Raw genomic sequence first — 18,368 nt, forward strand, 5'->3', positions numbered from 1 at the left:
GGAAAGGAATACCGATGGCTCGTATGACACGCGCTCAGCGGGAGTGGAAGCCCGGGCAAGCCCCCAAACGGCGGTCTATCAAGGTTTTGTTTACCTCCATGGTGCTTTCTTTGGAAGCTCTGGTTGCTTTCTTTGCGACCCTGGCTATTTTTGGCCACCATTTCAATGACCCTACCTGGATCAAAGTCCTGATCTGGGTGCTGGGTCTTTTCCTGGCAGGTGCCCTGGTACTTACTCCGGCTCTGCTCCGTAAACCCTGGGGCTACCATCTGGGGTACCTCCTACAGGTCCTGCTGATTGCGGTTGGCTTTGCTCTGCCTTCCATGTTCTTGGTGGGTGCCGCTTTTGCGGTGGCCTATTGGTTTGGAGTGACTCGCGGTAGCCGCCTTGACGCGGAAAACGAGATTCGTGCCCGCGAACAGGAAGAATGGGAGAAGGCTCAGCGAAATAGATAAAGACTGAAACCTCTTCTAGCTGCAACCTTTTCAAGCGGCCCGGTGCCCTCGCCCGCCCTGTGCGGTTCGGGGGCACTGAGCTTATGTCTGGTAACTCTAAGATTGATCCTCCTACTCTGGTAGGGTGAGAATAAACTTTTCCCTGACTACTAAAGGAGATCTTCATGTCTGAGCGCACCCTAATTTTGGTTAAGCCCGATGGCGTAGAACGCAACCTGACCGGTGAAATTTTGGCCCGTTTTGAGCGTAAGGGCTACCGCCTGGCTGAGCTAAAGATGCTGGTCCCCTCCCAGGAGCTTTTGGCCCAGCACTATGCAGAGCACGAGGGCAAACCCTTCTACGAGCCGCTGGTTTCTTACATGGGTTCCGGGTCTGTTGTTGCTCTGGTACTTGAGGGCGAGGGCGTTATTGAGGGTGCCCGCAGCCTGATGGGTTCCTCTAACCCCACCACTGCGGCTCCCGGCACTATCCGCGGTGACTTTGCCCGTGACTGGGGTCAGAGCGTCCAGAAGAACCTGGTTCACGGGTCCGATTCAGCTGAATCGGCAGCCCGAGAAATCGCCCTCTGGTTCGCCTCCTAAGGGTTTGAGGCAGGTGCCAAAAAGCTGTGGCCTCCACCGGTTGAGTGGAGGCCACAGCTTTTCTGATGGTGAGGCTGGGTTTAGAACATTCCCACGATCACGTCAAAGAAGCGGATAAAGACGATACCGAACACTAGAATTAGAATCAGTGTGATGGAGAACCAGGTCCAGGTGGGGGCGGCCAGACGGATTGATTCGGGAGCCGGGATGAGACCGGCCTGGAGGTTACGGGCTGTCACCCTAACAAAAATCATGGTCTGCATAACCCACACAATCATGCAGAACAGGCACAGGGCATTGATGTCAAAAGTAGTGTTGTACCAGAGCCAAAGAACGAAAGCCATAGCGAGCGTGTGCCCTACCTGCATACCGATCCAGTACCAGCGCTTGAAGCGGGCTCCAGCTATGAGAGCGGTGGAGATAGCGAGAACAATTCCGTAACCCACCAGACCGATGAAGGGGTTGGGGAAGCCGAATACTTCAGCCTGCCAGGTACGCATAACCGTTCCGCAGTTGAGGAGGGCGTTCAGGTCGCAGACAGATTTGTGGGCCCCGTCCATATAAATTTGCAGGCGCTCATAAACTAGCATCGAGGAAGAAGCTAAAGCGATGAGGCCAGGGAGTAGAGTGAACCAGCCCAGACGGCGGTCTGCTCTGGCATGTTCTTCTTCCGGTAGGGTATCAAGCCTGCTAACGGGTGTAGACACAGCGAATCCTTAGGTTTTATATAGCGCTTACCTCTCCATAGTACGCGCAGGTTTCCCGGAGCAAGGGGGTAAGTGCCACCGTCGGGGGTTTCTTTACGAAAGTTCACAGCTGCTGTATGGCTGTGGCCTTGATGGTCCTTGGAGCGGGCTGGTTTTGTGCTCGGTCTGCCGTGAAAGGCTCACCTACTTTAATGGGGCTAAATGTCCCTGTCTGTGAGAGAATGAGTGTGGTAGTGTGCCGTCCGCATACGGTCTCACTACCCAGTAGGCACCCTGATAGGAGACCGCTACGCCGCTAGCTTTGCGCTGTCGGAGCGGTTATTCCCTGCAAAGAGTGGCCCCGGATGGGCCGCCTCGGAGGTCGCCGCTGGCCCGGTTTTCACTCGGTACGGAGCATAGAAGCCTTGACCGACCGAGGATAAGCCTAGGTGCTCTAGCGAACCGGGTAGACAGGATTTCGGTGGACACCGCGTTAGTAAGCGGTGGGATCATCGACGAACTATAAGTCCGCTCATGCGGTGGCGGCACATGTACTTAAAGGAGAGTGGACGCTGATGAGCAGCGAACAGAACGAGGCCCCAGAAAACCTCGAACCCCAGTCTGTGGAGGAACCTCAGACTGCGGTTAAAGATCAGCCTGAGACTCAGGAGGCTCCGGCCGCTGAGAATAAGCCCGTCAAAAAGCGGACTCGCACCCGTCGCCCTGTCACGAAGGCTCAACCCCAAGAAGTCGCGCCGCAGGGTGAATCCGATTCGGAGCCCGAAAGTCTTACAGTAACCAGCGAAGTCGACGAGTCTGCCGAACCCGCTGAGCAGTCATCTACCGACAGTGGCTCGGAAGCCACCGAAGGACCCTCAGGGCAGACGGAGGAAGAGGTAGAAGAAGCTGTTGTCGCCGAGGAAGAGGACCAAGCTGGCGGGCTAGACCCGACCATGACCGCCGAGGAACAGGCCGCAGAAACTGCCCGCCAGAAGACCCTGCGTGAACAGAAAGAAGAAGAACTGGCCCGTATTGCAGCTGCTGCCAGCGCTAATAGCCTGCTCTTCTACTCACCCGACCTTGATTCCATCAAGGAACAGCTCCGCGCTGAGGAAGAGGCCCGCCGTGCGGCAGAAGAGGCTGAGCGACGCGAGCGCCGTCTGGCTGATCTTGACCCTGAGGTTACTTCCCGCCGCCGTCGTCGTCGCCGCCGCGGCGACGCTGACCTTGAGTTTGAGGGTGGCACTGAGGGTGATCCCGAGGACACCGTTGTTAAGGTGCGCGCACCCCGCCTGCCTGATTCTCACAGCAGCAACCGGGTCACCGGTGTTCGCGGTTCTACCCGCCTTGAGGCTAAGCGCCAGCGCCGCCGCGAAACCCGCGCAACCGGCCGTCGTCGCCAGATCATCACCGAGGCTGAGTTCCTGGCCCGCCGCGAGTCGGTGGACCGCCAGATGCTGGTGCGTCAGAAGGACGATCGTATCCAGATCGGTGTTCTTGAAGACGGTATTCTGGCCGAGCATTTTGTCTCTAAGACCCAGCAGGATTCCCTGATTGGCAACGTCTATCTGGGCAAGGTCCAGAACGTTCTGCCCTCTATGGAAGCTGCTTTCGTTGACATTGGCCGTGGCCGTAACGCTGTGCTGTACGCGGGGGAGGTCAACTGGGATGTCAGTGGCCTGGATGGTGCCCCCCGCAAAATTGAGAACGCTCTCAAAGCTGGGGATTCGGTTCTGGTGCAGGTAACCAAGGACCCCGTGGGGCATAAGGGTGCCCGTTTGACCAGCCAGGTTTCGCTACCTGGTCGCTACCTGGTGTATGTACCCGGTGGCTCTATGACCGGTATTTCTCGTAAGCTACCCGATGTTGAACGTCAGCGCCTGAAGAGGATTCTTAAGGACAAGCTCCCCGAAGATGCGGGCGTTATTGTGCGTACTGCCGCTGAGGGCGCTAGCGAAGAAGAGCTGAGCAACGATATCAACCGTCTGCGTGTTCAGTGGGAGGAAATCAAGGGAAAGAGCGAGTCCCGCAAGGTACTTGCCCCTGAGCTTCTCTACCAGGAACCCGATCTGACTATCAAGACGGTCCGCGATGTCTTCAATGAGGACTTTACGTCCATGATGGTCCAGGGGCAGGAAGCCTGGGACTCGATTGAGGCCTATGTTACCTATGTTGCCCCCGACCTGCTCGATCGCCTCAAGCAGTGGGAAGAGGACGATGACCTCTTTGACCACTACCGTATTGAGGAACAGCTCCAGAAAGCACTTGACCGTAAGGTCTACCTGCCCTCCGGTGGTTCGCTGGTGATTGACCGCACCGAAGCTATGACCGTAGTCGATGTGAACACGGGCAAGTTCACCGGTAGCGGTGGCAACCTGGAAGAAACCGTTACTAAGAACAACCTGGAAGCGGCCGAAGAAATCGTCCGTCAGCTCCGTCTGCGCGATATTGGTGGCATCATCGTGGTTGACTTCATTGATATGGTCCTTGAGTCTAACCGCGAGCTGGTACTGCGCCGTCTGGTGGAGTGCCTGGGCCGTGACCGCACCAAGCACCAGGTCGCTGAAGTGACTTCCCTGGGTCTGGTTCAGATGACTCGTAAGCGTATGGGAACCGGCCTGCTTGAGGTTTTTTCGGAGCCCTGCGAGGCCTGTGCAGGCCGTGGTCTGCTGGTGCATGACCAGCCGCTGAAGGGCCGTAGCGGCGGCGCGTCGGACTTCATTCACCGTTCTGAGCGCGATGACCGCAAGCGTTACCGCAACCAGAAGAATCAGGTTCGCCGTGCTGACATCGCCGAAATTGATGAGAGCGATGAGCAGAAGGCTGAGGCCCGTAAGGCGGCTCTTGCCAATCTGGTAGCCGCTACCAGCGGCCAGCACGAGGATGAAGAGGGAGAAGCCGAATCTAAGTCAGCTCGTAAGCGTAAGCGCCGCAAGCGTAACCGCCGTGCCGAAGCTGGTGCAGAATTTGATGCTAGCCAGCAGGGTGCAGAGCAGGTCCTTACTATCGGTGATGATGTCATTGAGCTTCCCACCGGTGGTGAGCTTGAGTCTCTTGAAGAGGGCATGGGGGAGCAGGGCTCCTTCACGCTTGAAACTCTGGCCGCTGTGTTCGACTCTGAGGCCCCGGATCAAGAGGACAACCGCCCCGTAGGCCGTGCCCGCAACCAGGGTAAGCGCCGTGGCAGTAAACAGCGTCAGGAGATTTCTGCCGATGCTCTGTCTGCGAACTCTGATGCCAGTTTGGAAGTTGACCCCGAGGCTGACTCTCGCTTTACGCAGAGCTCAACCAGGCTCGATGCTATCCGTGCCGCTGAGGCTAGGGCCCGCGCCTCCCAGCGTGCTGGCCGTGAGTACCAACCTCGCGACGGCGAAGAGTCTAAGGACTCTCCCCAGCGCGGTGGCGACCGTACGGGTCGTAGCTCCAACCGCCGTAACTGGAATGAGCGGGATAGCTCACCTGAAGGTGGTCGGGGCCGTGGCCGGCGTCCACGCAGGGCTACCAGCTCGGACGTCAAGTATGTCGCTCCCCTTGAGGTTCCTGCTGAACCCGGTGTCACCGGTGTGGCAACCCCAGGTAAGAAAGCTGCTGAGCCTGTTGCTGAGGTAGCGCAGGTCGAAGCTATCGCTGAGCCGGTAGCTGAGTCTCCGCGTAAGAAGCGCCGCCCCCGCCGTGCTGTCAGCTCAGGCGCCGGATCTTCGGCTGTCAAGACTGAGCAAGTTGCAGCTGCCCAGGGTACTTCGGTTGTTGCCAGCCTTGAGCAGGTTCAGAAGCCGGTAACCGCGGCTGAGAACGGCCCCGTTATGTTGGGTGTTGGTGTCTCTGCCGCCGACATCAAGCGTCAGGGCCGCTAAGCCCTAGCCGGTTGGCCCCCGCCCCTTCGCCGGGACGGGGGCCTGTTTGCGTTTTGAGCTACCGCGAGATTGAGGGTGAGTGCTTGCCCACACCCCTGCTCTCTGCTTGCCCAACGCAAGGTTAAGGCGTAAACTTGTGAGGTGGTGCTGTTCTCACAAGCAAGCGTTAGCGTGAGTTCAGCTAGGGCATGAACATCCTCTAGGGTATTTCAAGGCCAAGCCAACAGAGGATAATTCATCACTGAAAATACCCGGTGCAAACTGTGGTAACCGGGTAAGGCACCTTGCTGTTTGAGCCGGTGAAGCTTTCAGAGATGGTTATCTTGCAATTATTAAAATGACGTCAAGAGAAGTGAGTTCCCAAGTGGCATACGCAATTGTTCGCGCTGGCGGCCGCCAGGAAAAGGTCTCAGTAGGAGATCTCGTTACCCTTGACCGCGTCGCTGGTGAGCCTGGAAGCACTATTGAGCTTCCTGTACTGCTGCTAGTTGATGGGGACAAGGTCACCGCTGATGCAAAGACCCTGGCTTCTGCCAAGGTAACTGCTGAAAAGATCGAAGACCTCCGCGGTCCCAAGATCGTTATTCAGAAGTACAAGAACAAGACCGGTTACAAGAAGCGTCAGGGCTTCCGCGCCGAACTGACCACCGTTAAGATCACTGCGATCAAGGCGTAAGTTCGCACTAGACTGGTTTTAAAACAACCCATTCTTTTTACCTAAGGTAGGCATCAATGGCACATAAGAAGGGCGCAAGCTCCACCCGCAACGGCCGTGACTCAAACCCCCAGTACCTCGGTGTTAAGCGCTACGGCGGCGAGACCGTCAATGCCGGCGAGATTCTCGTTCGTCAGCGTGGCACCCACTTCCACCCCGGCAACAATGTTGGCCGCGGTGGCGATGACACCCTGTTCGCTCTGGCAGCAGGCAAGGTCGAGTTCGGTACCCGCAAGGGCCGCAAGGTAGTCAACATCCTTGCAGCCGCTGAGTAAGGTTTTATAGCTTTTTCAGTGTAGAGGGCGACCACGCTAGACGTGGTCGCCCTTTCTCATGTTTTTGGGTAAGGTTCGCAATAACCAGACCTGCTCTTTTTTGAGCCTGTAGACTTATACCCACACTATTTTTTATTTTTAGCTTTAAGGAGCTTTATTTCGTGGCAGAATTTGTAGATCGCGTGGTCCTGCACGCAACAGGCGGGCACGGTGGGCACGGCTGTGTCTCGGTTCGCCGTGAAAAGTTTAAGCCTTTGGGCGGTCCTAACGGCGGTAACGGGGGCAAAGGCGGTGACGTTATCCTGCGTGTGGACGGTCAAACAACCACCCTCCTGGAGTACCACCACAGCCCTCACCAGCACGCCCCTAACGGCGATATTGGCCGTGGCGACATGTCGCACGGCTTCAATGGGCAAGACCTTATTCTGCCTGTTCCCCAGGGCACCGTGGTTAAGGATAAAGACGGTAACGTGCTTGCAGACCTGATTCGCATGGGCGATGAGTTCGTTGCGGCTGAAGGTGGCATGGGGGGGTTGGGTAACGCGGCTCTAGCCTCGACCAAGCGTAAGGCACCTGGCTTCGCTCTGCTGGGCATTCCCGGTTCACAGCGAGATATCGTCCTTGAACTCAAGTCAATTGCCGATATCGCTCTGGTGGGCTACCCCTCAGCCGGTAAGTCTTCGCTGATTGCCGCTATTTCTGCTGCCCGCCCCAAGATTGCCGACTACCCATTCACCACCCTGATTCCTAACCTGGGTGTTGTGCAGGCAGGCGATACCCGTTACACCGTAGCCGATGTACCCGGCCTCATCGAGGGCGCCTCAGAAGGAAAGGGCCTGGGCCATAGGTTCCTGCGTCACGTAGAGCGCTCAAGCGCACTGGTACATGTCATTGACTGCGCCACCTTGGAACCCAACCGCGACCCCATTTCTGACTTCGATGTGATTCGTGCTGAGCTGGAAAACTACGAGGTTGACCCCACCGCCGGTGTGACCGTCCCCCTCAATGATCGCCCCCAGATTATCGCTCTGAACAAGGTCGATGTCCCCGAAGCGCGTGAGCTTGCCGAGTTCGTGCGCCCCATGTTCGAAGAGCGCGGCTACAAAGTCTTTGAGATTTCTACCGCCTCTCATGAGGGCCTGCGCCAGCTCACTTTTGCCATGGCCAAGCTGGTGGAAGAAGACCGCGAGGCGCGCAAGAAGAGCAAAGAGATACCTGCTGAAGATGTCACCATCGTCAAGCCCAAGGGCTTCCGCTCGCGTAAGCGCCAGGAGTTCATTATCCGCAAGGAAGAACGTAACCTGGAGCCGCTGTTCCGCGTGATGGGCGAAAAGCCTGAACGCTGGATCAAACAGACTGACTTTAACAACGATGAGGCCGTGGGCTATCTGGCCGACCGTCTGAACCGTCTGGGCGTGGAGGACGAACTTTTCAAGGCCGGTGCCGTTGCGGGTGATGCCGTGGTCATCGGTGAAGAAGCCGATGCAGTGGTCTTTGACTGGGAACCCACTATGGTTGGTGGCGCAGAGCTACTCTCCTCACCGCGCGGTACCGATGCCCGCCTTGAAGAGCTGATTCGCCCGACTCGTGCCCAGCGTAAGGCTGAGTTCCACGAGCGTATGGATGCCAAGGCTGAGGCTCGAGCAGAGCTTGAAGCTGAGCGTAAAGCCGGTATTTGGACCGAATCTGTTGCCCAGAAGAATTCAAAGCCTTCTCAGGATTCCTCGGACCAGTAGGGCGCCGGGTATAAAGCTGCGATTAGGGTTTCATAATGTGCAATGAGTCGCCTGCCAGCGTGAGTTGGTGGGCGACTCTGCTGTATATTCAAAGAGCTAAAGACGATTCTTTAAGGGAGCTAAGCAATGGATTTGAAGGACGCCTTTCAGGCGAGTGCTGAGTCTCGGGGCAAACACCGGCGTAGCCCGATTCTCCATCGCTCGGATATGCCGCTGGCTCAGCGCATTGTGGTGAAAGTTGGTTCCTCATCCCTTACCTCTATTGAGAATTCGCTGGACGAGTTGGCTATTGCTACCATCTCCGATGTCCTCGCCAAGAAAAAGCGGCAGCACCCCAATATTGAGCTGGTTTTTGTGTCTTCAGGTGCTATTGCCGCCGGGTTGGCACCGCTGGGGCTGTCACGCCGTCCTAAGGATTTGGCGACCCAGCAGGCTGCGGCATCGGTGGGGCAGTCGCTGTTGATGAGCCGCTATACCGATATTTTCTCTCGCTACGGCGTGACTGTTTCACAGGTGCTCTTGACCGCTGAGGACCTCATGGCCCGTGACCGCTACCAGAATGCCCACCGCCAGTTGGAGCGCCTTTTGGATTTGGGAGTCATGCCCATTATTAACGAGAACGATGCGGTGGCGACCACTGAGATTAAGTTTGGCGATAATGACCGGATTGCGGCGCTGGTTGCCCATACGGTCAAAGCTGATGCTCTACTCTTGCTATCCGATGTTGATGCGCTCTACACACGTCACCCTGACCAGGGCGGTGAACGTGTCAGCCACGTAAAAAATGAGCAGGATTTGGCTGGGCTGAGTATTGGCTCGGTGGGTTCTGCCGGTGTTGGCTCAGGCGGTATGGTTACTAAGGTCAAGGCGGCCCAGGTGGCCGCCGCCTCAGGCATTCCTGCCCTGGTCACCAGCGCGGCTCTGGCCCGCCAAGCCTTTGCTGGTGAGGACGTGGGCACCTGGTTCTACGCTACCGGCGAGCGCCGGCCCGTCCAGACCCTGTGGTTGGAACATCTGGCCGACATTGAGGGAACCCTGGTCGTGGACAAGGGAGCCGCCGCAGCTCTGCTCCGCCGACGCTCGCTTCTGGCTGCTGGGCTGGTGCGTGTTTCCGGGAACTTTGAGGGCGGTAGCCCCGTAGCGATTGCCGATGAGTCAGGCACGGTTCTTGCCCACGCTTTGAGCTCCTACTCTTCTGATCAGACAGCGCAGATGGTGGGGCTACATACCGGGCAGATTCAGCAGGCTATGGGTGAAACATACGACGGTACAGTCGCCCACGCCGATAATATTGCCCTGGTTGCTAGTGCCGTGCGTTAGATAAAGTTTTCCTGGCCGATGCCCTGATCTGTCGATAGCATGGGGTGTAGGTTTTGAACGAGTGAAGGAGTTAGGGTGATGGCAGAGCAACTGCTTGTTCCAGAAGACGTGATGTGTCAGGTAGCCGATATGGCTGAGGATGCACGCATTGCCTCGCGTAGGCTGGCGAAGGCTGATACCCGGTGGAAGAATAAAGCCCTGCTTGCGGTAGCGGATTCTTTGGAACTTCACGCCGAGATTATTACGGAGCAGAACGCTCTGGACCTTGCCCGGGAGCGGGATAAGGGCATGAGCGAGGCCATGCTGGATAGGCTTGCCCTGAACCCCAAGCGCGTGAGTGAGCTGTCAGCTGCTCTGCGTGAGCTGGTTGCCCTTCCAGATCCCGTGGGCGAGCTGGTACGGGGTTCAACCTTACCCAACGGTCTGCGTATGCAGCAGGTTCGGGTGCCCCTGGGCGTTATCGGTGCCATTTACGAGGCAAGGCCGAATGTCACGGTCGATATTGCTGGCCTGGCTATTAAATCCGGTAATGCGGTCATGCTTCGTGGCGGCTCAGCTGCTGCCAAAACCAATCAGGTCATTGTTCGAATTATCCGTGATGCTGTGCACGCTACCGGGCTACCGATTGACTCAGTGCAGTCTGTTGATGAGTTTGGTCGCGACGGCGCCAATGCGCTCATGCAGGCACGTGGCCTGATTGACGTCCTGATTCCGCGCGGTGGCCACCAGCTGATTCAGTCGGTGGTAAACAAGGCCCGTGTTCCCGTCATTGAGACCGGTGAAGGCAACTGCCATATCTTTGTCGATGTTTCAGCCGACCCTGCTCAGTCAGCTGAGATTTTGGTGAACGCTAAGACCCAGCGCCCCGGTACCTGCAACACGGTCGAGACCCTTCTGCTGGCTGAGGGCTCCGAAGCCTCCTCTGCTGTCCTGGCCGCACTGGTCAAGGCAGGGGTAACCCTGCACCTTGATGAAGCGTCACGAGCTCACCTGCCTGCCGGTGCTCAGGCACTTGATGCAAGAGAAGAGGACTGGGCTACCGAGTACGGTTCTCTCGACCTAGCGGTTAAGACCGTCCCGGACCTGCCAGCCGCTATTGAACACATCCGCAAATACTCAACGGGCCACTCCGAGGCGATCCTGACAAATAGCGTGAGCAACGCAGAAAAGTTTATCCGTGATATCGATTCGGCTGCGGTTTATGTGAACGCTTCGACCCGCTTTACCGATGGTGGTCAGTTCGGTCTGGGCGCAGAAGTCGGCATTAGCACCCAGAAACTGCACGCTCGCGGTCCCATGGGTCTTGAACAACTGACCACAAGCAAGTGGATTGTGCGAGGTGACTGGCACACCCGCGACTAAGTGAGTAAAAAACTTGTCGGCTATCGGGGAAAGACCAGCAGAAGCCGGCTCTAACCGGTAGCATGGTGTTAGCTCCATACTATGCCCGCGCTGAGGGGAGCATACGCCCCTAAGGTTTGAAAGGTACACACATGATCTCATCTGCTCTTGCAGCAGGCACCGCAGTCCTTGCCTCCGAAGAAGGTAGCCACCAGCTCCATGTTCTGGGTATGCCTACCTACATGTTTGCCATTTTTGGCTTTGTCTTCTTCGGCCTGCTCTTTTTCATTACTATTTCTTTCTCTGGCCGCGGCATCGTTCGCCCCGATCATGCAGCTGACCATCTCTCAGAGGATGAGGCCAAAGCTCTGCGTGATTACACCAGCAAGCACAAGCACTAATTAGCCTTTAGTAGATTCGGCGCGGTTGCCTGCAGTGACCTTTCGGGGCGCGGGGCCCGCGCCGAATCTGTACCCCGAACCCGCTTCCCAGGAGTCCCGTGATTCGCCCTGCCCAAGATATCCGTAAAGCCTTGAGTATCCCTGAGCCTGACCCCTCAGCAACGAGGTTAGGTGTCATGGGCGGCACTTTTGACCCGATCCACCACGGGCACTTGGTGGCCGCCAGCGAGGTAGCTGCCGTGCTAGGCCTGGATGAAGTTGTTTTTGTGCCTACGGGCAACCCCTGGCAGAAGGCTAAGAAACGGGTATCTGACCCGGAGCACCGTTACCTGATGACGGTGATTGCCACAGCTTCTAACCCGCGCTTTAGCGTCAGCCGGGTCGATATCGACCGTGGGGGACCGACCTACACTATCGATACCTTGACTGACCTGCATAAAGATCGACCGAATGTTGAGCTTTTCTTCATCACCGGGGCCGATGCTATGAGCCAGATCGCTACCTGGAAAGACGCAGATAAAATGTGGGATTTGGCTACCTTCGTTGCGGTGACCAGGCCCGGTCATGAGCTCACCGTACCGCCCCAAGCGGAGGGTAGGGTCCGTGTTATTGAGATTCCGGCTATGGCGATTTCGTCAACCGATATTCGGGATCGGGTGCGGTACCGTCTGCCGGTGTGGTACCTGGTGCCCGACGGGGTGGTCCAGTACATCAACAAGTATGACCTCTACCAGCACACCGCCGATGAAGAGGGGGGCGGGCGATACAGCGATGGTTTGCCGGCCCATAAATAGGTAACGGCCCAGGTTGGCTGATGGGGACTTTAAGGCTGACTTGGTACTATTGAGTCAAGATTTAGGCACTTTCGTGAGGAATGAAACTGTGAGCAGCACACCCAAGAAGGCAGAGGGCACCAGTAAAAATGTCGCGCCCAGTTATCTCTCCGATACTTTCATCACAGATGATGGTATTGAGGTGCCACCTCCTACGCGGCCGATGGGTCCTCGTCGTCTTTCTCGCTACTATGATGAAGCTGCCAATTACCTGCGGGCCGTGGCGCGCGGGGATGATGAGCTACCCCCTCCTCCTATGTTTATGGGGAAGGTTGAGGGGCTGACCGTCAAAGCTGACCCGAGTGCTACCCTGGTGGGGCTTTCGCAGATGGGGAGTATTAGCACTGATGAGGGAGAGCTTGACATTGATTATGACCATAACCAGGTCACTCTTGTTGAGGACCCCCTGGGGCATATTGGCCAACAGATTCTTGGTGAACCCGATGATGGGCAAGCTCTAGGGTCTGACCAGACTGACTTTGCGGCAGCACCGATTGAGATTGGTAGCGACAGCGATTTCATCAGTATTGAAGATCTTGCATCAGGGGGCGACGCCCACGAAACAGCCCATGAAAATTCTGAGGCTAACGATGAGCCTGCTGCCGGTGAAGAGGCCCAGGAAGAAGCCATCAGCCCTGAAGAAGCAGAAGTTAAAACGAATGAAACTGCCGACCAGGCCGATGATGCTGTAGCCCAAGCGGTCTCGGCTCCCCTTGCGACTCCTGCTCTAGAGCTACCTAGCCCCGTTCGTGCTATCGATGCCCAAGGCCTGGACTTGACTGAACTCGACACACCTGCCCAGCCTGTACCGAGTGAGCGTGCCCTAGCCAGCGAGACGGCTCGTGCTGTAGAATCTGATAGTTCTGAAGAAAACACTCAGGTTCCTGAGGGCAAGCTTCTTGCTGAATCGGAGAGCGATACCTCAGATGAACTGTGCCAGGCAGATTTGGTTGACGGACCTGATGCTTCTGTCATCACAGGTCAGCAACAGGGTGGTACCGGTGCTCTTGACCTATCAGCAGATGCTGAGGCGACTGATGCTGTTGAATCGGCATCTTCGGAGAAGCCCGGCAAGGGCGGCACCCTTGTCGCTATGGGGGGCATCTTCCTGTTTTTGGTTGCCTTGGTTCTTGTCTGGGTCGTTTTTTACAATTAGATTTTAGATGAATAAAACCCCTCAAAAAGTTTGGGGGAGTGAAGTGCTCGGAAAGGGCGAAATGACTGCTGCTGCAGAGTCTATTGAAGCATTGAAGGTAGCCGCACGCGCGGCTGATCAGATGCAGGGTACTAACCTGCTGGCGGTCGATGCTTCGGATATCATGGGTTTGATTGACGGTTTCTTGGTGGTCTCGGCCCACAACGAACGACTGGTCAACGCGATTGTTGATGAGGTGGAGGACAAGCTCCGCGAAGAACTGGGCCTCAAGCCCTTGCGCCGGGAAGGCCGCGCCGAGGGCCGCTGGGTCTTGCTGGACTTTGGGGATATTGTGGTTCATGTTCAGCATGAAGAAGACCGCGCCTTCTATGCTTTGGACCGCCTGTGGGGCGAAGCGCCCCGTATCGACCTTGGCCTGGAAAGTGAAGCTGGTAGGGTTGATACCCAAGGGGCTGAAGCTGATTTCAATATCATCACCCCTGAGGCTGATCTGATGAACCAGCGCGAGGACTAAATTTTTGCTCTAGCTAGCCATGAAGGTAGCTTACTTTTTGAGGTGCCCTGCCCCGAGTGGGCGGGGCACCTTTTTCTGTAACTCCCAATAGGCGCAGGGTGTGGCGCAGTTCATAAATGTTGCCGGTCGGTGAATTTGCCTTAGTGCTTGGGTGTGCCATAAGATGGAGAGGTCGCCAAGAGTGGCACACAACTTTATAAGGGGCTATGGCGCAGTTGGTAGCGCGTCTGCATGGCATGCAGAAGGTCAGGGGTTCGAATCCCCTTAGCTCCACGGGGGTATGGCGCAGTTGGTAGCGCGTCTGCATGGCATGCAGAAGGTCAGGGGTTCGAATCCCCTTACCTCCACCAAGAAAGGCGGTCTTCGTGATGACATATCACGGAGACCGCTTTTTCGTGCCCGGTATCCGTTTCAGCCGAAGGGCTAGAGGGGGTAGAGCAGAGCCTGGGTAGCCAGTAGCGTGAGCAGGAAGTCCTCGTCCCGCAGAGCTGATATGTCATCCACCATCTGCTGCAGATACCCAGCAACCTGGCGGGCGAAGAGACCACTATCCAGTTCAGCTGTCGGGCTTTCGGGAAGGTCGGTTTCCAGTAGCAACCGCTCAGCAGGCACCTGGCGCACATAGGCCCGCCCGCGCTTGGTCTCTAACATCTGCGGGTGCACCGAGATATAACCGCCCAGCTTGATTAGCCGGGTTAGCTCGTCGCTGCTGCCCCCAAAACGGTGCATGACCGGGACGACAGAGCAATCAGGTGAAGTTAACTGATCAAGAAGGTCAAGCACCGGGCTGACCGCCCGAACCGCATGCAGAGAAAGCACATAGGGTTGATCTGCCGGCCATCCTGTAGCGGCTTGCTTGACTGACAGCAAGATACGCCCCAACACCTGCAGTTGGAGGTCAGCACTGGCTGTTTCTAAGCGCCGGGGGAGGAAGTCCAAGCCAATTTCACCGATAAACCTGGTGCTCATGACCTCTTCCTCAAAAATAGCGAGCTCCCGCTCTGCCTGCTCCGGTGAGGTAATCCACCAGGGGTGAAAGCCCAAAGAAAGCAGGGGAGCCTGACCTCTTAGACTAGAGCTGGGGGAGTAAGCTGCTAGCTCTTTATAGGCTGACGGTAGCAGGGTTTGGGCAACAACCTGTGCACCCTGAGCGATCAGGGAATCCACAAAAGGTTCGCGCAGCTTAGGGGCCAGAAAATCAAGGTGAAAATGAGAATCCAGAAGCAGACTAGGCATGCTGGTTCCCTCCTCTTCGACAGAGTTACTCACCGGGCTGAGGAGCAAGGTAGGGCGGTGCCTGAATCTCTTCCATGCCAGCTAGCTGGCGGATGACCCTACCTGCCAGCATCTGACCCATAATAGGCGGCATATAGCTCATGGACCCCAGGGTCTCTCCCTTGGTGTTTCCACCGGTCTTTTCCACGGCAAAGGGTAGCTCTGTGGAGAAAAGAACCTCTAGACCGTAGATACCACGTTTCTTGCACTCCGAGCGAATGACCCTGGACATAGAGCAGTTATAGGTCTTACGGATATTGGCGAACTCCAGCATGGTCGGGTCAAGCCGGTTGGCTGCACCCATAGAGGCCAGCAGGTTAAGGTTGTTCTCTGCCGCCCAGCGGTAGACGGCCAGTTTCTGGGAGATAGTGTCGATGCAGTCAATGACGTAATCAGGGCGCGGGAACTGCCCAAGGGTCTCAGCAATGTTCTGCGGTGTCAGGAAAATCTGCTCGGCAATCACTTTGCAGTCGGGTTGAATCTCCTTAATCATGCCCTCCATGACCAGAGCTTTGACCTTGCCCAGGGTAGAGGTAAACGCCAGAGCCTGACGGTTGATGTTGCTCTCTTCAACCACATCTCGATCGAGCACAATCAGGTTACCTACCCCGCCCCGTGCTAGGGCTTCGGCGCAGGCAGAGCCTACCCCACCCAATCCAAGAACCATGACGGTCGCATCCTGCAGTTTTTGTAGACCCTCATCTCTAAGGACCAGTCTTAGCCGGGCAAAGCGTTCACTCTCAATTCCCACGGTGGGGCCCCTCTCATCTCGCACCAGGTTATTATCGCATACTTGAACCCTATTGCTCAGCGTAAGATCTACCAGCCCGTTGGGTGCATCTGGTCATCTACAGGTTCATCTGTTAGGTTGACTTTTAGGCTCCTTATCTTTCAGATTACAAATAATTCTTTATTCGGAGTATCTTATGAACCTCGACCACATAACGTTAACTCGCATTGATCCAATCGCTGAGAGAGAAGACCTTATTGACTTTATAACGGGTAACCACTGGCCTTTTCATGTGACTCCACAGATGCCGCGTGAGCAGATTGAAAAAGCCATTGAATCCGGAGCCTACCGGAGTGATGAACGTGATTCTTACTGGGTTGATCATGCTGACCTTGGTCGAATTGGCCTTATTCGCTTTGAGGATTTGGAAGATGACACCCCGGTCTTTGATCTACGTCTAGCTAGCCGGTATCGCGGCAGGGGCCTGGGAGTTCAAGTTCTTAAGGTAGCAACGGCTTGGGTATTTGAGCACATGCCAGCTACACGCCGCTTCGAGGGGCAGACAAGGGACGATAACCTGCCCATGCGCCGTACCTTTGTCAAAGCCGGCTGGGTTAAGGAAGCATACTACAGACAGGGTTGGCCGGTCACCGGCGCTGAACCCCGCGATTCGGTAGCCTACGCTATCTTACGCAGTGACTGGGAAAGCGGAACAAGCACTCCGGTGCCGTGGGGCCAGGACTAACCGGCTCAATAGTTTTTAAGTAGACGCTCCTCAGCTCTGGCAATGAGTGCATCAACTTGCTCTTTGGGGTGCTTATGTAGAATAGAAAAGGCTATCACCTGCAAAGGGTGCGAGAGCCTAAAAAGCATGGCACGCTCGGCCTCCTCACGGGTACGCGCGAGCAACCGGATGAACTGGTCCCCATGCCATGCAGCCAGGCAGGCGATATCTACTGCTGGGTCATCCACAGTTGCGAGGTCCCAGTCTAAGATTCCGCTGACCTTGCCACCTTCAAACAACATATTGGTTCCGGCTAGGTCAACATGTGAAAACACAAGTTGAGATGTGTCTAAAGTTGCTTGGAGGGCACTGAGGTCGTTAATAATAGCCAGCGCTCGCTCTTGAGCTGCGTAGCTCAGAAGCGGTATCACCTGCTCTAACATCTCATTCCGCCACCGTTTACCGCCGCAGAAGGCTCGGGGCTCTGCAAGATAAGGTCGGATATGGCTGGTGGAGGTAGCTCTAATTTCTTGAAGAACCCCGTATAAAACTGCTGTATTACCTCTCCCGGCGGCGTGAGGCTCTCCCCATAATCGTAGGGTTGGTACAGCTGTAACCCTCTCTTCTTGTAAGGGCTCTCCGGCGGAGCGGGGGAGGCCGAAAGAATACTCGGGTAGGGCATCAACTAGCTTCTGGGTCCGCAGAATTGATTTTGCCACTTCGGTGTTGCGGGCAATACGTATCGCCAGATCTTCAGTCAAGGCCACGACCGAACTTGTCCCCAGATGTACGACCTGATCCAGAGTTTGCTCTGGGGCAACTGCGCCGATGACCTCGTGGATTAGTTCTTGGTCTATAGTTACCGCGTCCATTGTTATCCCTCCGCTATCTGGCTAGAGTTTAGCGCATTGGCGCAGAAGAAGTCGCTACCTGGACGAGTTGGGCTCGAGACAAGACGCTTGACAACTGGCGCGAAGCTAGCGTTACCTAGATATGGTTATCAGGAGAGAAAGCTGAGATGGGGCAAGGGCTGATATGGGCGCACTACCGGTCGGGGAATATGGAACTCCCAGGCCGCTGCGGGACCGGCTTGTCGCCGCAATTCTTAGCGGGCAGAAGACCGCGACCTCATCCCTATACGAGGAATACCGGCGCTTTGGGGAAGACCTGCCCCAGGTGGGCCAGCGCGAAATCGTTCTTGATTCACACCAGCATCCGGTCTGTCTAACCGAAACCGTAGCCGTGGAGGTACTGCCGGTGAGCGACATGAAACTTGACTTTGCTCTGGCAGAAGGTGAAGGGTTTACCTCGGTTGACGATTGGTGGGCGGCTCACCGTACTTTCTGGGGATCAGAAGACTACCGAACCCACTTGGGGCAACCGGAGATTGAGCTTGATGAAAATACCCTGGTGGTCTGCCAATGGTTTCGGATGCTCCCGCTACCGTCTAGCAGGTAATGGGCCAGAAGAGCTTGGCCCTTAGTGGATAGCAAAAATCATCAGGAGGGCCACCAGCACGAAGAGGGAACCAAAAATAAGGTTAAGAATCTTCTGCCCGCGCGGTGAATGGCTCAGCCGGGTCAGCGGCTGAGCCACCACAGCAAAACCGCCCCACATCACCGCAAGATCGATAGCCACCATGGTCACGGCCAGAATCAGATACTGGGGAAGTTGCGGCTGATCGGGTCTAATGAACTGCGGCATAAAGGCAAGCATAAAAACAATAGCCTTAGGGTTAGACATATTCACCCAAAAGCCCCGACCAACCAAAG

Annotated in this window: 19 protein-coding genes and 2 tRNA genes; 16 read left to right on the forward strand and 5 right to left on the reverse strand. The window is 56.2% G+C overall.

All coding sequences use genetic code 11. From position 1 onward, the window contains the following. Positions 1-14: 14 nt before the first annotated feature. Positions 15-455: a DUF4233 domain-containing protein gene (locus ACN085_RS01490; protein WP_419099572.1), complete on the forward strand. Its 441-nt coding sequence runs from the start codon at positions 15-17 to the stop codon at positions 453-455. Between the two features lie 164 nt (positions 456-619). After that, on the forward strand, positions 620-1,036 hold the full coding sequence (gene ndk, locus ACN085_RS01495) for a nucleoside-diphosphate kinase (protein ID WP_419105316.1): 417 nt from the start codon (positions 620-622) through the stop codon (positions 1,034-1,036). Between the two features lie 80 nt (positions 1,037-1,116). On the opposite strand, the gene ACN085_RS01500 is transcribed toward ndk, so the two are convergent. Further along, entirely contained in the window at positions 1,117-1,743 is a 627-nt protein-coding gene (locus ACN085_RS01500; RefSeq protein WP_419099574.1) for a vitamin K epoxide reductase family protein, read from the reverse strand. 554 nt (positions 1,744-2,297) lie between these two features. Between ACN085_RS01500 and ACN085_RS01505 the strand changes: the two genes are divergently transcribed. From ACN085_RS01505 to ACN085_RS01560, 12 genes are all read left to right on the forward strand, one after another. Continuing rightward, positions 2,298-5,576 carry an Rne/Rng family ribonuclease gene (locus ACN085_RS01505; RefSeq protein ID WP_419110359.1) on the forward strand — a complete coding sequence of 1,093 codons (3,279 nt, stop codon included), beginning with the start codon at positions 2,298-2,300 and terminating at the stop codon, positions 5,574-5,576. 364 nt (positions 5,577-5,940) lie between these two features. Further along, a complete protein-coding gene (gene rplU / locus ACN085_RS01510; protein ID WP_419099576.1) occupies positions 5,941-6,252 on the forward strand; it encodes a 50S ribosomal protein L21 in 312 nt (103 codons plus the stop codon). Positions 6,253-6,308: 56 nt separating this feature from the next. Then, positions 6,309-6,566, forward strand: a complete 258-nt coding sequence (rpmA, locus tag ACN085_RS01515) for a 50S ribosomal protein L27 (protein WP_135013898.1) — start codon at positions 6,309-6,311, stop codon at positions 6,564-6,566. Positions 6,567-6,727: 161 nt separating this feature from the next. After that, a complete protein-coding gene (gene obgE / locus ACN085_RS01520; RefSeq protein WP_419110360.1) occupies positions 6,728-8,302 on the forward strand; it encodes a GTPase ObgE in 1,575 nt (524 codons plus the stop codon). A 126-nt stretch (positions 8,303-8,428) separates the two neighbouring features. Beyond that, positions 8,429-9,622, forward strand: coding sequence for a glutamate 5-kinase (proB, locus tag ACN085_RS01525; RefSeq protein ID WP_419099578.1), 1,194 nt, complete (start codon positions 8,429-8,431; stop codon positions 9,620-9,622). A 78-nt stretch (positions 9,623-9,700) separates the two neighbouring features. Continuing rightward, a complete protein-coding gene (locus tag ACN085_RS01530) occupies positions 9,701-10,984 on the forward strand; it encodes a glutamate-5-semialdehyde dehydrogenase (RefSeq protein ID WP_419110361.1) in 1,284 nt (427 codons plus the stop codon). Between the two features lie 131 nt (positions 10,985-11,115). Then, the gene (locus tag ACN085_RS01535; protein WP_419099580.1) at positions 11,116-11,364 is read left to right on the forward strand and encodes a hypothetical protein; all 249 of its coding nucleotides are present in this window, start codon (positions 11,116-11,118) and stop codon (positions 11,362-11,364) included. Positions 11,365-11,462: 98 nt separating this feature from the next. Beyond that, positions 11,463-12,158, forward strand: a complete 696-nt coding sequence (gene nadD / locus ACN085_RS01540; protein WP_419099581.1) for a nicotinate-nucleotide adenylyltransferase — start codon at positions 11,463-11,465, stop codon at positions 12,156-12,158. 88 nt (positions 12,159-12,246) lie between these two features. Further along, a complete protein-coding gene (locus ACN085_RS01545; RefSeq protein WP_419110362.1) occupies positions 12,247-13,353 on the forward strand; it encodes a hypothetical protein in 1,107 nt (368 codons plus the stop codon). A 61-nt stretch (positions 13,354-13,414) separates the two neighbouring features. Next, entirely contained in the window at positions 13,415-13,867 is a 453-nt protein-coding gene (gene rsfS / locus ACN085_RS01550) for a ribosome silencing factor (RefSeq protein WP_419099583.1), read from the forward strand. A 200-nt stretch (positions 13,868-14,067) separates the two neighbouring features. Then, positions 14,068-14,140: transfer RNA gene (locus ACN085_RS01555), tRNA-Ala, on the forward strand. Position 14,141: 1 nt separating this feature from the next. Then, a tRNA-Ala gene (locus ACN085_RS01560) sits at positions 14,142-14,217 on the forward strand. A gap of 73 nt (positions 14,218-14,290) precedes the next feature. On the opposite strand, the gene ACN085_RS01565 is transcribed toward ACN085_RS01560, so the two are convergent. Both ACN085_RS01565 and ACN085_RS01570 read right to left on the reverse strand, forming a co-directional pair. Further along, complete coding sequence (locus ACN085_RS01565) at positions 14,291-15,103, reverse strand: TatD family hydrolase (RefSeq protein WP_419110363.1); 813 nt, start codon at positions 15,101-15,103, stop codon at positions 14,291-14,293. A 25-nt stretch (positions 15,104-15,128) separates the two neighbouring features. Beyond that, the gene (locus ACN085_RS01570) at positions 15,129-15,893 is read right to left on the reverse strand and encodes a ThiF family adenylyltransferase (RefSeq protein ID WP_419099586.1); all 765 of its coding nucleotides are present in this window, start codon (positions 15,891-15,893) and stop codon (positions 15,129-15,131) included. A gap of 175 nt (positions 15,894-16,068) precedes the next feature. Here ACN085_RS01570 and ACN085_RS01575 point away from each other — a divergent pair, with 175 nt between their 5' ends. Next, the gene (locus ACN085_RS01575) at positions 16,069-16,617 is read left to right on the forward strand and encodes a GNAT family N-acetyltransferase (protein WP_419110364.1); all 549 of its coding nucleotides are present in this window, start codon (positions 16,069-16,071) and stop codon (positions 16,615-16,617) included. Positions 16,618-16,622: 5 nt separating this feature from the next. On the opposite strand, the gene ACN085_RS01580 is transcribed toward ACN085_RS01575, so the two are convergent. After that, positions 16,623-17,468: an aminoglycoside phosphotransferase family protein gene (locus tag ACN085_RS01580; protein WP_419105309.1), complete on the reverse strand. Its 846-nt coding sequence runs from the start codon at positions 17,466-17,468 to the stop codon at positions 16,623-16,625. A 163-nt stretch (positions 17,469-17,631) separates the two neighbouring features. Here ACN085_RS01580 and ACN085_RS01585 point away from each other — a divergent pair, with 163 nt between their 5' ends. Beyond that, positions 17,632-18,054 (forward strand): ASCH domain-containing protein, encoded by a 423-nt coding sequence (locus ACN085_RS01585; RefSeq protein ID WP_419110365.1) that lies wholly within the window; start codon positions 17,632-17,634, stop codon positions 18,052-18,054. A 21-nt stretch (positions 18,055-18,075) separates the two neighbouring features. Here ACN085_RS01585 and ACN085_RS01590 read toward each other — a convergent pair whose 3' ends face one another. After that, on the reverse strand, positions 18,076-18,366 hold the full coding sequence (locus ACN085_RS01590; RefSeq protein WP_419105307.1) for a LysE family transporter: 291 nt from the start codon (positions 18,364-18,366) through the stop codon (positions 18,076-18,078). Positions 18,367-18,368: the final 2 nt, after the last annotated feature.

It is taken from the genome of Rothia sp. P4278 (genome assembly GCF_048512945.1).
In the GTDB taxonomy this organism is placed as follows: Bacteria; Actinomycetota; Actinomycetes; order Actinomycetales; family Micrococcaceae; genus Rothia.

Bases quoted from the DNA above. Each gene is read 5' to 3' on its own strand.
- ACN085_RS01580 (WP_419105309.1), bottom strand. From the start codon at position 17,468: ATGGACGCGGTAACTATAGACCAAGAACTAATCCACGAGGTCATCGGC.
- ACN085_RS01575 (WP_419110364.1), top strand. From the start codon at position 16,069: ATGAACCTCGACCACATAACGTTAACTCGCATTGATCCAATCGCTGAG.
- ACN085_RS01490 (WP_419099572.1), top strand. From the start codon at position 15: ATGGCTCGTATGACACGCGCTCAGCGGGAGTGGAAGCCCGGGCAAGCC.
- rsfS (WP_419099583.1), top strand. From the start codon at position 13,415: ATGACTGCTGCTGCAGAGTCTATTGAAGCATTGAAGGTAGCCGCACGC.
- ACN085_RS01585 (WP_419110365.1), top strand. From the start codon at position 17,632: ATGGGCGCACTACCGGTCGGGGAATATGGAACTCCCAGGCCGCTGCGG.
- rpmA (WP_135013898.1), top strand. From the start codon at position 6,309: ATGGCACATAAGAAGGGCGCAAGCTCCACCCGCAACGGCCGTGACTCA.
- ACN085_RS01565 (WP_419110363.1), bottom strand. From the start codon at position 15,103: ATGCCTAGTCTGCTTCTGGATTCTCATTTTCACCTTGATTTTCTGGCC.
- ACN085_RS01530 (WP_419110361.1), top strand. From the start codon at position 9,701: ATGGCAGAGCAACTGCTTGTTCCAGAAGACGTGATGTGTCAGGTAGCC.
- ACN085_RS01535 (WP_419099580.1), top strand. From the start codon at position 11,116: ATGATCTCATCTGCTCTTGCAGCAGGCACCGCAGTCCTTGCCTCCGAA.
- proB (WP_419099578.1), top strand. From the start codon at position 8,429: ATGGATTTGAAGGACGCCTTTCAGGCGAGTGCTGAGTCTCGGGGCAAA.
- ndk (WP_419105316.1), top strand. From the start codon at position 620: ATGTCTGAGCGCACCCTAATTTTGGTTAAGCCCGATGGCGTAGAACGC.
- ACN085_RS01505 (WP_419110359.1), top strand. From the start codon at position 2,298: ATGAGCAGCGAACAGAACGAGGCCCCAGAAAACCTCGAACCCCAGTCT.